The sequence below is a fragment of the Lysinibacillus sp. GW821-FHT14F06 genome, assembly GCF_058803665.1.
Map to the genome: position 1 here is coordinate 23,682 of NZ_JBXAPF010000023.1, position 12,207 is coordinate 35,888.

General features: G+C 35.6%; 11 protein-coding genes. 6 read left to right on the plus strand and 5 right to left on the minus strand.

Features of this window, described 5'->3' with window-relative positions:
* Positions 1-189: 189 nt before the first annotated feature.
* On the plus strand, positions 190-2,106 hold the full coding sequence (locus AC1RNS_RS18350) for an AraC family transcriptional regulator (RefSeq protein ID WP_492994750.1): 1,917 nt from the start codon (positions 190-192) through the stop codon (positions 2,104-2,106).
* A gap of 137 nt (positions 2,107-2,243) precedes the next feature.
* On the plus strand, positions 2,244-4,172 hold the full coding sequence (locus AC1RNS_RS18355) for an ABC transporter substrate-binding protein (RefSeq protein WP_492994752.1): 1,929 nt from the start codon (positions 2,244-2,246) through the stop codon (positions 4,170-4,172).
* A 73-nt stretch (positions 4,173-4,245) separates the two neighbouring features.
* Here the strand turns inward: AC1RNS_RS18355 and AC1RNS_RS18360 are convergent, their stop codons facing one another.
* Positions 4,246-5,469 carry an MFS transporter gene (locus tag AC1RNS_RS18360; protein WP_492994753.1) on the minus strand — a complete coding sequence of 408 codons (1,224 nt, stop codon included), beginning with the start codon at positions 5,467-5,469 and terminating at the stop codon, positions 4,246-4,248.
* A gap of 226 nt (positions 5,470-5,695) precedes the next feature.
* On the opposite strand from AC1RNS_RS18360, the gene AC1RNS_RS18365 reads away from it, so the two are divergent.
* The gene (locus tag AC1RNS_RS18365; RefSeq protein ID WP_492994754.1) at positions 5,696-6,646 is read left to right on the plus strand and encodes an ABC transporter substrate-binding protein; all 951 of its coding nucleotides are present in this window, start codon (positions 5,696-5,698) and stop codon (positions 6,644-6,646) included.
* Between the two features lie 57 nt (positions 6,647-6,703).
* Here AC1RNS_RS18365 and AC1RNS_RS18370 read toward each other — a convergent pair whose 3' ends face one another.
* The 4 genes from AC1RNS_RS18370 to AC1RNS_RS18385 form a co-directional block, all read right to left on the minus strand.
* Complete coding sequence (locus AC1RNS_RS18370) at positions 6,704-7,651, minus strand: helix-turn-helix transcriptional regulator (RefSeq protein WP_492994755.1); 948 nt, start codon at positions 7,649-7,651, stop codon at positions 6,704-6,706.
* A 132-nt stretch (positions 7,652-7,783) separates the two neighbouring features.
* Positions 7,784-9,181 (minus strand): nucleoside recognition domain-containing protein, encoded by a 1,398-nt coding sequence (locus tag AC1RNS_RS18375; RefSeq protein ID WP_492994756.1) that lies wholly within the window; start codon positions 9,179-9,181, stop codon positions 7,784-7,786.
* Positions 9,153-9,878 carry a FeoB small GTPase domain-containing protein gene (locus AC1RNS_RS18380; protein ID WP_492994758.1) on the minus strand — a complete coding sequence of 242 codons (726 nt, stop codon included), beginning with the start codon at positions 9,876-9,878 and terminating at the stop codon, positions 9,153-9,155. Before AC1RNS_RS18380 ends, AC1RNS_RS18375 begins: the two co-directional genes overlap by 29 nt.
* On the minus strand, positions 9,878-10,135 hold the full coding sequence (locus AC1RNS_RS18385) for a FeoA family protein (RefSeq protein ID WP_492994760.1): 258 nt from the start codon (positions 10,133-10,135) through the stop codon (positions 9,878-9,880). The genes AC1RNS_RS18380 and AC1RNS_RS18385 overlap by 1 nt, the downstream gene beginning before the upstream one ends.
* Positions 10,136-10,633: 498 nt before the next feature.
* Here AC1RNS_RS18385 and AC1RNS_RS18390 point away from each other — a divergent pair, with 498 nt between their 5' ends.
* The 3 genes from AC1RNS_RS18390 to AC1RNS_RS18400 are packed head-to-tail and all read left to right on the plus strand — an operon-like array spanning position 10,634 to position 12,200.
* Positions 10,634-11,140: a phage tail protein gene (locus AC1RNS_RS18390; RefSeq protein ID WP_492994761.1), complete on the plus strand. Its 507-nt coding sequence runs from the start codon at positions 10,634-10,636 to the stop codon at positions 11,138-11,140.
* Between the two features lie 12 nt (positions 11,141-11,152).
* The gene (locus tag AC1RNS_RS18395) at positions 11,153-11,653 is read left to right on the plus strand and encodes a phage tail protein (protein WP_004227740.1); all 501 of its coding nucleotides are present in this window, start codon (positions 11,153-11,155) and stop codon (positions 11,651-11,653) included.
* A gap of 22 nt (positions 11,654-11,675) precedes the next feature.
* Entirely contained in the window at positions 11,676-12,200 is a 525-nt protein-coding gene (locus tag AC1RNS_RS18400; RefSeq protein WP_009373329.1) for a phage tail protein, read from the plus strand.
* The last annotated feature ends 7 nt before the right edge of the window (positions 12,201-12,207 follow it).

The window sequence follows — 12,207 nt, forward strand, 5'->3', positions numbered from 1 at the left end:
ATTTTGCATATTACGAAACTAATCTTCTATGAAAATAAAAAGTGACACCTTTCGTTGGTACAGATTCCTGTAGAGAAACCATTCAGAAATATTTTTTATTATCGTTGAGAATGTTTATCATTTATAATGAAGACAAAAGTAATCACCTAATTTTTCTATGTTTTCATTAGAAAGGTGTGGAAATCAACAATGAAAATAGAGGATCATTTACTTTTGTGGAAATCTGCCTCTCTTCGCATATTTGATATCCGTTATACAAGGATAGAGCAAGATGAACAGCTTGCCTCATATCGGTTTCCTGCAAGCAGTTTCCTATATGCCAAGAAGGGAAAAGCAAATGTTTTATTGGATGGTAAGAGCTATAGGCTAGAAAGTTCTCATATATTACATAGTGGTAAAGGGGGATGCCTACATATCGGCTCAGTAGAGGAAGCCTTTGAGTATTACCTGATTCTTTATAAAGCAAGTATGTCTTTTCCTTGTAAAACGGAGATACTTGCATTAATGGAACATGATAATCCATTCCAATACCAATATGCGTTTCAAGTTTACCATGCATTGACTTTACAAGAAAAACTTGAAGCCATGCATAGTGAATGGGAAACACAAGGGAACTTAGAGCATTTCCATGTTAAAGCATTGTTTTATCAATTTGTTTACGAGCTTTTACGACAGCTCTATAAACAACAGGTGCATGTTCATAAACCTGATCTAGTTGAGCAAATTAAAGGTTATATTGAAGAATATTATAGTCAGCCAATTACGAGAGAATCCATTGCACAAATTTTAAATTATAGTGTGCCCTATCTAGCAAAGCAGTTCAAACGTAAGACAGGTAGAAGTATTATTGATTATCTTATTCATATAAGAATTCATAAGGCACAACAATTATTACTACATACCCAAGCAAGCTTGCAGGAAATAGCTTTCAGTGTTGGTTATGAAGATGTTTCCTATTTTATTCGTATTTTTAAAAAATACAATGGGTTAACCCCTGTGCAATTTAGACAACAAAATCAGCATAAACGGAATGAATCGTATCGTCCTATTCATTGGCTCTCTTTGTCTAATGACAAGAAGTTACTGCAATATTATATTGATAATGATAATTATTATCAATATATACAAAAAGGAGATTTACCCATGAATAAGAAAGCAAAGTCTTCTATAATGGCGACTTTATTGTTATGCTTCACTTTATTGCTTAGTGCATGTTCTGGTACTACCATTACTGCTTCTAATAATGGAGAGACAAAAGCACCGACTAATCAGTCTACAGACGTACAATCGACAACGAAAATCGTATCTACGGTGAATGGTGATGTAGAAATTCCTATTGACCCAAAACGTATTGTGACCGATTATTATCCAGGTTTTTTATTAACTATGGGCATTAAACCAATAGGAACACAGGAGCTTTATATGAAGAGCCCTTATTTGAAAGAGCATAATAAAGGAATTGCTTATTTTGAAGAATCTCTTGAAGCAGTAGTTGACTTAAAACCTGACCTTATAATTACTGGAGATGAGAAGAAATATGAAGCATATGCCAAAATAGCACCTACTGTCTTAATACCATTTACTTTAGAAATGGATGCAACATTGGAGGAGTTTAGTAGAATTTTAGATAAAGAGGAAGAAGTGAAGTCTTGGTTAGATGACTATAATCAAAGAGTAGCTAAAGCCAGACAAACTGTTCAAAATATTATTGGTAAGGATGAAACAGTTACGATTTTAGCTGGTGGAGCAAAAAATGACATAACATTATACGGTAATGGCTATACAGGGCGGTCATTTTATGATGGGCTTGGACTAACTGCACCCGCAAAGATAGTAGAGGATATTGATCCTGAAAAGCCTTGGCTGCAATTATCACCTGAATTGCTTACAGATTATGCGGGTGATTATATTTTTATGGCTGTTGATAAAGCTGTGGAAACATACGATTATAAAAACGAGCCAATTTGGAAAACACTAGATGCTGTGAAAAATGACCAAATTTTTGAAATTGATGGATGGAGCTTCTGGTTTTCAGACCCTATCTCTATATTAGGGCAAATAGAGGAAGTAACAGAGTTGTTAGTACAGCATGCCCAAGATAAATAAATGAAAAGACATCACTCAAGCATTGGATTGTTTGAGTGATTTTTGTTTTGTGTACTATTGCTAGAAAATTATATTGAGAACCATTATCAATTGTAATAAACTTGGAGGTAGTGATGAATTGGAAGGAATGATGTAGGGTGGTACCAGAAGAGGAGTTTCTATTTCTTTGGAATCATGCAACGATTAAAGTGCTCGATATAAGATATGAGCTATTCAAACCTGAGGAAATAGGAAAATCATATAAATTACCTGCTAATATGTTTCTTTATTCCACAGGTGGTGGTGCAGAAGTCCAGATCGATTTAACAAAATACACACTAGAGGGCTTTCATCTTATTCACGGTGGGAAGGGTTCCACTCTAAAAATCGTTGCTACAGACAAAGGGTTTGAATACTATTTGGTATTTTATCGAGCCTCCATCCCTTTAACCTCTAATAAACTAATAGCAAGAGCCATGCAAAGAAATAATCCTTTCAAATATCAATACAGTCTTGTCCCTAACTCACCTATTACAATGTTCGAAAAAATACATAATATGTATATGAAATGGGAAAATGCCAGTCACCTCAGAAGATTTACCATTAAATCACTATTCTATCAATTATTAAATGAGATTTTCATGCAGTTTGAGCAGGAGAGTGTCGACATTAGAAAGTTAAATGTCTCTAGTCAAATTAAAGCCTATCTAGAAGAAAACTATGCGAAGCCACTGACTTTAAAATCTATTGCGAAGGCATTACGCTACAGCCCATCTCATTTATCCATTCAATTTAAGCAACAAATAGGTTGTAGTCCTATTGAGTATTTAATACAGCTTCGCATTGAAAAGGCTACGATATTACTTGTAAAGACAGATGCTAGCTTACGTGAAATTGCTATGAATGTGGGATATGGTGATGTTTACTATTTTAGTAGATTGTTCAAAAAAAGAGTAGGTATTTCACCCACGCAATTCCGTCAAAAAGAGCAAGCCATTGGTTTTGTAAAGGATAGTCCTTCAATGTGTGAAAGATACTCCATTGTCGATTTTAGTTTCCAACATTATATTGAGAATGGTTATCAATATACAGAGAGGAAGTATGAATCGATGAATAAAAGAGGAAATTCAACTATTGCCACACTTTTATTGTGTCTTACACTTTTATTAAGTGCCTGTACTGGCGGAGCTGTCAGTAATACTTCAAGTGAAGAAAACCAAGCACCTACTACGCAAACAGAAGCAACTGCATCACAGACGAAAATTGTCTCTACAATTAAAGGAGATGTAGAAATACCAATTAATCCCGAACGAGTAGTTGTGATGTATTATATTGGCGATGTGCTAGCTTTTGGTGTAACACCTGTTGGTTCTTCAAAAATCCAAGAGGGAGCTGCATTTGAGGAGGAATTAAAAAATACTCAAAATTTAGGTGAATGGTTTGAGCCTAATGTCGAGGCAGTGATACAACTAAAACCAGATGTTATTATTGTACCAAGTAATGAAGAACTATATGGGCAAATGGAAAAAATTGCGCCTACAATCGTCATAGATGATGCCACAACATCATTAGATGAACGCTTAACAAAGATTGGTGAAGTGCTAGGTAAAGAAAAAGAGGCAAAAGAACTTTTGGCTAATTTTTATGAAAAAGTAGAGGATAGTCAAGAAAAGCTAAAAGAGGCAGGAATTTTAGACAAGACCGTTAGTATTATGGAAGGCGGCAAGGGAAAAATGTCAGTAGTGACAAGCTATACCTTTGGACGAGGCTCACAAATAATATATGAGCATTTGGGATTGAAAGCTCCAGAAATTATTCAACAGAAGATTGATGAGAAGAATAATAAACAGCAGGCAATGGATGTTTCTTTAGAGACATTAACGGATTATGCAGGTGATTATGTTTTTCGTTCATCCTATGAGGGAATGGCAGATTTAACGAACCATCCAGTATGGGCCAATATTCCGGCTATTAAAGAAGGTAGACTTATTGAAATAGATTTTGGTTTTTGTTATTACAATGACATTTATTCATTAAATAAACAACTAGATTTCATTGAGGATCGTTTATTGGCAACGACAAAATAAATATGATAAAAGCTGCTTACTAGTTTTTAAGTTACTAGAAAGGCAGCTTTTTTGGATAGAAATGATGCAATAATTATACAAGAGATGCTTTGTTTTCTCTTGTCTCTTTCTTTGCAGTATGATCAATGACTAAGCCTTTATGTGAAGAAAATACATATATAATTAGTAGAAGACTAATTGTAATGCAAATCCAATAAGGTGTATTTGGATGTATACGATATAATTCTGTCCCAACAATTGGTGCAACTAATGAACCAACTCCAGTAGCAACGGCTGTTAAACCGCCAGCAGCACCTTGATTTTCCTTTCCAGCTGCCAAGGAGATGCCAGCTGTATAACCTGACATTAGAAAACCTCCACCAATGCCAAACAGCATGAAGGCAATCACAAATCCGGCTAAATGATTCCACTCGATTAATAGGACAAAGCCTAGTAGAAGTATTGGCAAGCCGATACGTACCAGCCTACGTGGTGAATACTGACGTTTTTGAATAACTGTCATTTGTACAAGCGCCATCATTATACCAACGGCAAACATACCAATACCTACCCAGATTGCTGTTTCCTTAGAATCTAATGAAAAACGATCCTGTATAAAAAATCCAGATGTTACTTGAAGCATAACAATCATTGACATAACACTCGTAGCAATAAGTAGATAGGGACGAAGACCACTAGTTGTTAATTTAATTTTAGTGCGTTTATTGGCTACTATGGTCGGCTCTGTTTTAGGAATTTGTATAGCTATTAAAATGACAGCGATTAATGCAAGGACAGCTGTGATAATAACTGGGAAAATTAGATTGATTGTTGATAGAAGTGCTCCTAAGGCTGGACCAATAATAAAGCCAATTCCTGTAGCTGCTCCTATCATGGCCATACCTGCTGATCTTTCTTGCACAGATGTGAGATCTGCCATCAATGCCTGTGAGGATGATGAAATCGCTGGGAAAAAGAAGCCAAACAAAATCCTTGAGCTAAGTAATAGCATGAATACAACATTGATTGGTAATAAATCCTTCATGCCTATCCACCCTAAAAAGGCGAAAAAGGCTAAACTAAATGAGAAGCCAACAAATCCAATCACCATGACCTTTTTCCGACCTATACGATCACTTTGTGTTCCCCAAAAAGGAGCCGCCAGTAATAATACTAAGGCAGCAATAGAAATAACAATTCCAGCATGCCTTTCCTGAAGTCCTATCTCTCTAATTAATGGTGCAAGGATTGGAATAATAACTCCGAATCCTATATAACAAATAATCATTGATAAAAAAATAACTTTTTTTGGTTGCAAGTCAATTCCTCCTTTATTGATAATAATTATCAATGTGTATTGTATGAGCTGCTACTCAGTAAGGGATTTTCTTTAACGGCAAATGGATTTTTTAACAACGGTTTTGACGAAAAAAATCCGTCTACTAGTATAAATAATCCCGGAAATGGTAGAAAGATAAAAATTTTTATATAAACTTAATAATGAAATTGATTATCATTTTCAATCATTGAGGAGGAATAGATAGATGTGTAGATTGAAAAATTATAAATGTATTTTTGTTTTTCTTTGTTTACTACTCATGGTGACAGGATGTTCTAGGAACACAACAGAAGTAGATATGAAGAAGGAGGCTTTTAATTCTACAGTGGAACAGACTCAGTATCCAAAAATAATTCACCATTTAGAAGGCAGTACAACTATTGATAAAAAGCCCGAAAGAATTGCGACACCCTACATATCCTTTGTAGATTATTTAGCTGTTTTAGGTGTATTTCCAATTGCTGGTCAAGGGATTGGTACTATTCAGAGAAATTTCCCTTACTTAAATGAGTTAATAAAAGATCATACAATTATAGATCTTGGTCAGGAAGTAGATATTGAAAAGGTACTTGCTGTTAAACCAGATTTGATTATTGCAGCAGATGATATGAGCGACAAATACGAACAATTATCTAAAATAGCTCCAACAGTGATTTTGCCACAAGCAGGCGATTGGAGAGAAACATTAATGCAAATTGGTGAAATTGTTGGAGCTGAAGAAAAAGTAAGAGAAGTACTAGTAGATTTTGATGAAAAAACGGCTAGGTATAAACAAGAACTTAGTAAGCATAGTAATGAAACTGTATTGTTTACAATGTACCAGGGGAAAGAAAAATTTGTCACATGGGATATAGAAAGATTTGAACCCTTTTATAATGGATTAGGATTAAAGCCAGTTCCAGAGGCTGAAAAAGGGGGAACCATAAGTCTAGAAGGCCTAGGTAAACTAAATCCAGATCATATTTTCGTTGTGAATAATTGGCAAACACCAATTGCAGGTGGTGTTGAAAAAGATTTGGAACATAGCGCCGTTTGGTCAAGTTTAAACGCAGTTAAAAATAAGCAAGTTTATTACTTAGATGATCCATCTTTACCTGGTCCATTAGCTCTTGCCAAAATAAAAGGAATTGAAGATATTTATAATGCATTAAAATAGGACAATGTAAAAATTCTCTCAATGATTGAAAAATCTTGAGAGAATTTTTAAGAATGACTATTTTTTTAATATTTCACTAGGGTTATAACCAAATGTTTTCCGAAATAATGTAGCAAAATGACTTAAATTTTGATACCCAACCATTAGCGCTGTTTCGCTGACATTTGCCTTTCCATGCTCTAAAATTTTTCGAGCTTCTACCATCCGCAAATCTCTAACATAGCCGAATACGGTTGTATCAAATAGTTCTTTGAAGCCATATTTTAATTTATAGTCATTTAAGCCAATCATTTTGGCTAGTCCTAAAATACTTGGAGGCGTTCTCCAGCAGTTGTTTAAAATTTCCTTAGCATGATAGAGAGCATGAATATCAGTTTCATTAAGCTTCGTGGCGGCTTTTTTCTTATTCTCTTCAAGCTCTATTCCGTTTAAATGAAGGGTTAATAATTCAAGTGCTTTTCCCTCTATATAGAGCTGTTTCAACATACCAGTATAAGGACAATTCTTTATTTGCTCGATTAGTCTATGAATGTAAGAGGGCTCGGATATTTGCTGACAAAAAAATGACTGCTCAAAAAGATGTTTATTTTCTAATAATAATTGTTTAAAGTGCCTTAAATCTATACGTAATTCCATCATGACTACCTTTTCCTTCGGCGCCAGCTCTGAATATATTTTCGTGTCTTGAACAAATAGAAAATTGGAGGTGTTGGCAGCTAAGCTAAATTCCTTGCCATTTGTTCCCCAAAAACCATCCCCAGATAGTGGATAGAACAATTCAAGGTGAGGATAACGAACGTCGCAGCTTAAAGATATAGGTTCATTTGTTTGAGCCTGAAACCAATTCATTTCCATACCTACTCTTAAAAGCTGTCTTTCAATAATGCCTGAGCCATTATGGATTGATAAGTTGTAAGTTTTTTGATTAGATGGCAAAATCAACTGTCTGCATTCAATTTCGCTATAGAGTGAGTCTAAATCATTTGTATCGATGTTTAAATTCAATTCTTGAACGCTCCTTAAGTAATAAGATATGTTAAAAATTTCTTATTATATCCACTATAAATGAGAACGATTTTCATTGCAAATGAAGGGGCTGTATAACTTTTTAGACAAAAAGTAAACAGCCCTCTTTTATCATACCCAGCCAAATGCTCGAACAATTGTTGCAATTAGCCATGTTACACCGATAGCGATAGCAGTTGGAATTAAGAATGACATAAATGTCCATTTTGAACTCTTTGTTTCTTTGTAAATATTCACCAAAGTGGTTCCACATGGGAAGTGTAGGAGTGAGAAAAGCATCATATTTAAAGCTGTCAGCCACGTCCAGCCTTGATCGATAAATACTTGCTTAAGCTTCGATAAATCCTCAATTTCAAGCATAGCTCCCTGAGATAAATAAGCCATGATAAGGATAGGTATAACAATTTCATTAGCGGGTAGTCCCAGAATAAAGGCAGCCATAATAAAGCCATCCATACCTAAAGCCTGACCAAATGGATCTAAAAAGTTCACAAAGTGCATTAGAATACTTGTATCACCAATGTATATATTAGCGAAAATCCAAGTCAAAATAGAGGCTGGTGCTGCAACGATAACCGCTCTTTTTAACACATTCCATGCTTTATCGATACTTGCTCGCAAAATCGTATTCCAAAACTTTGGTCTTCGGAATGGTGGAAGCTCTAGCGTGTAATGAGTAGGTACACCTTTTAAAGCCGTTTTAGAAAGTGCCCAAGATACCGTTAATGTTACAACTACGCCAAGCAAAACAAATCCTATTAAAATGGCCGCTGTCATAAATGTGCCAGCTGCTCCTGTAAAACCAGTTACCATAAAGAGCGAGGCTAATAAAATTAGCGTTGGCCATCTCCCGTTACAAGGAACAAAATTATTGGTTAAAATCGCTAACATTCGTTCACGAGGGGATTCTATAATTCTAGTAGATAGAATGGCTGCCGCATTACAGCCAAAGCCCATAGCCATTGTTAAAGACTGCTTTCCATGTCCACCTGCTCGTTTAAATAAACGGTCCATGTTAAATGCAACCCGAGGTAAGTATCCATAGTTTTCTAGTAATGCAAAGATAGGAAAGAAGATAGCCATTGGTGGTAGCATCACACTAATCACCCAGCCAGTTCCTCTAAACAGCCCAAGGACTAAAACACCATGGAGCCACTCAGGCGCGTGCATTGCTTCAAAAAGGTATGTGAGCTTACTCTCTAGGTAGCCAAATAAACTTGCTAGCATATCGGATGGAATATTTGCCCCAGCAATCGTAATATAAAAAATAGTGCCTAGCATAAGCAGCATAATTGGGAATCCCCAAATACGAGATGTGAAAATTTCATCTAATTTATCGGATCGGTAAAGAGCGGTATGCTGTTGTGACACCACCTTATTACATAAGGATCTACTTTTTGCATATATATCGCTAACGATCTCATCCCGAATGTCCTCGTTCGAAACTTCCTTTACTTCAGCTAAAATCTCCTTTAAGGAGCTATGATTTAACACTGACCGGGATTCCATTTGTGCTCACCTCTCGCTGTCTATTATTGCTATGATTGTGTAGCTTTACTATTAAATCCTCATCTCCATCAAGTAAGCGAAGGGCAACCCATCTTGAGGGATATTTATCATCAAAATAGCCATTAAGTTTAGATTCTATTTTGCATATTGCTTCCTCAATCTCTCTTGAATAGGTCATACGATAAGGAGTTGTAATGATCTGCCCATTGACGAGCTGATTTAATGTATCCAACAATTGATCAATTCCTTTTTTATTTCTTGCTGATATTTTGACAACAGGGACTCCTAACTCGCGTGCCAATTTCTTTTCATCAATCCGAATACCCTTCTTCTCAGCTTCATCTATTAAATTGATACATATAATGACATTGTTGGTCATTTCTAATACCTGTAGTGCAAGATTTAAATTTCTTTCTAAAGAAGTTGCATCAAGCACGACAATCGTTGCATCAGGCTGATCAAAAATAATATAATCTCTTGCCACTTCTTCATCTGTTGAATTGGAGAATAGAGAGTAGGTTCCTGGTAAATCAACAAGTACATATTGTTCCCCTTTGTGTTCAAAGGAGCCTTCAGCATGAACAACTGTTTTTCCTGGCCAGTTTCCAGTATGCTGTTTCAATCCTGTTAAAGTATTAAACAATGTACTTTTGCCTGTATTCGGATTACCTGCTAAAGCTATTTTATTTACTCTCATTATTGTTCCCCCCTTACAATTACGCCCAAAATCTTAGAGCTTTCATCATTACGTAAAGCAATAGTCGTATTACTAACACGGTATGCGACTGGATCTCCTAAAGGACTTTTGCGAAGAACCGAGATTTCGGCTCCTTTCACAAAGCCTAAATCTAGTAATCTTCTTCTTAAAGGACCCTCGATATTGATTTCTTTTATTAAAAAGCAATCGCCAAAAGTGCATTTTGAAAGTGATGTTAAGTTTTTAGTCATGGGCATTTTTTGTTCCCTTCTATAATAATATTTCCCGAATTATATATTGTTTCTTTAAGGAAACTTTATCAAAGCATATGCCTATAATATGTATAATGTCAATGATTTTCTAAATTTTTTTTGAAGGAGGTAATTTTGGGATTTTCTAATTCAACATTTTTATATGTTGTATTAGTAAAGGTAAGATTACGTTACAGGTTTTCCCTATTTTTAATGGTTTTTTAACATGAAGGAAAGATCAAAATAAAATGAATTCCTACCTATGGTATAGCCTGTTAAAAAATTTAATATTTTACTTATAGACGTAATATTCGTGCTCATTTTTCTTTCCTAAATTCATTAGTAATAAATCATTCTTATAAGCAACAAAATTGTATTGTTATTTTGAATTAAATGGTAGGTAAATTAATCTATTTTGGAAAATATTCTATTTTTTAACCTAATTTTAACCTTGTAACTGTAATGTGTGAGTTAAAGCAATATTTTTTGAAGGAGGTTTTAAGAATGGATCAATATGTCGGAGAAATTCGATTGTTTGCTGGAGATTATGCACCAGATGGCTGGGCTCTTTGTAATGGTCAACTACTATCTATTTCCGAAAATGAAATGCTTTTTTCATTGATTGGCACAACTTATGGGGGAGACGGACAAACGACCTTTGCTTTACCCAATTTTCAAGGCAGGGTTGTTGTACATCAAGGACAGAATCCAATGACTGGCACTACCTTTGTCAATGGTCAAATGGGAGGAGTGGAATCTGTCACTTTAATCTCATCACAGCTTCCTGCACATACACATCAGGTAAAGGCATCTTCTCTTGATGGCACAACACCCAGTCCAGAAAATGCTGTTTGGGCAAAAGATATACAATATTCGACACAACCACCAAATGGCACAATGAATGCCGCCATCATTTCAAGTGTTGGAGGAAATACACCTCATGACAATGTAATGCCATTTTTGACAATTAGTTATATTATTGCGCTTTACGGTATGTATCCAATGGAATAGGAGGTATGAAGGATGAGCGAACCATATGTAGGTGAAATTCGATTGTTTGGCTTTGGTACAGTTCCGAGGGGCTGGGCACGATGCGATGGGCAAGTATTGCAAATTAATACAAACCAAGCTCTATATTCAATTTTAGGAGCAACTTATGGTGGTAATGGAACATCGACCTTTGCATTACCTGATTTAAGAGGCAGAGTTCCAGTTCATGTAAGTAGTAGTATCACACTTGGAAAAAAAGCAGGAGAAGAGGTACATGTATTAACAACTAATGAAATGCCAGCTCATACACATGTTGTCAATTGTAGCTCGGTAGGTGCTACGTTGAAAGAAGCTACTGGTAATGCATGGGGAACATCCACTAATAATATCTATTCAGTCAATCAACTGAATACTAATATGAACGCGCAAGCTTTGTCAGCGACAGGAAACTCACAGCCGCATCAAAATATGCAGCCTTACACTGTAGCAAATTACTGTATAGCTTTAGTCGGAATATATCCATCAAGAAACTAGGGACGAAAGGAGGTAGGAAAAAGTGTCAGAAGCATATATTGGAGAAATTAGAATATTTGGTGGTAATTTTGCACCGAGAGACTGGGCTTTATGCAATGGTCAGCTTATAAACATTGCTTCGAATAGTGCATTATATGCAATTTTGGGTACCAGATATGGAGGAGATGGAAAAACAACATTTGCTTTACCTAACTTAAATGGTAGGGCAGCTATTCATCAAGGAACTGGAGCAGGATTAACACCGAGAAGTGTTGGAGCATCTGGGGGTTCAGCTACTGTTACACTATTAACGACTCAAATGCCTAGTCATAATCATATAGCTACTTGTAACAATACTCAAACAACAAATAATGAGCCAACTGGAGCAATATGGACCGAACAACAAGGTAGAGGTTCTCTCCCGGTATACTCAACTTCTTTGAATACATCAATGAACGCCTTAGCTATTGATCAAACTGGGGGAAGTCAACCACATAACAATATGCAACCATATTTAGGACTGAGTTTTATTATTTGTTTATATGGGGATTGGCCTCCTAAGAGTTAATGATTAA

Coding starts and splice junctions, on each gene's coding strand:
- AC1RNS_RS18350 (WP_492994750.1), top strand. CDS start 190: ATGAAAATAGAGGATCATTTACTTTTGTGGAAATCTGCCTCTCTTCGC.
- AC1RNS_RS18365 (WP_492994754.1), top strand. CDS start 5,696: ATGTGTAGATTGAAAAATTATAAATGTATTTTTGTTTTTCTTTGTTTA.
- AC1RNS_RS18375 (WP_492994756.1), bottom strand. CDS start 9,181: ATGGAATCCCGGTCAGTGTTAAATCATAGCTCCTTAAAGGAGATTTTA.
- AC1RNS_RS18380 (WP_492994758.1), bottom strand. CDS start 9,878: ATGAGAGTAAATAAAATAGCTTTAGCAGGTAATCCGAATACAGGCAAA.
- AC1RNS_RS18385 (WP_492994760.1), bottom strand. CDS start 10,135: ATGCCCATGACTAAAAACTTAACATCACTTTCAAAATGCACTTTTGGC.
- AC1RNS_RS18390 (WP_492994761.1), top strand. CDS start 10,634: ATGGATCAATATGTCGGAGAAATTCGATTGTTTGCTGGAGATTATGCA.
- AC1RNS_RS18395 (WP_004227740.1), top strand. CDS start 11,153: ATGAGCGAACCATATGTAGGTGAAATTCGATTGTTTGGCTTTGGTACA.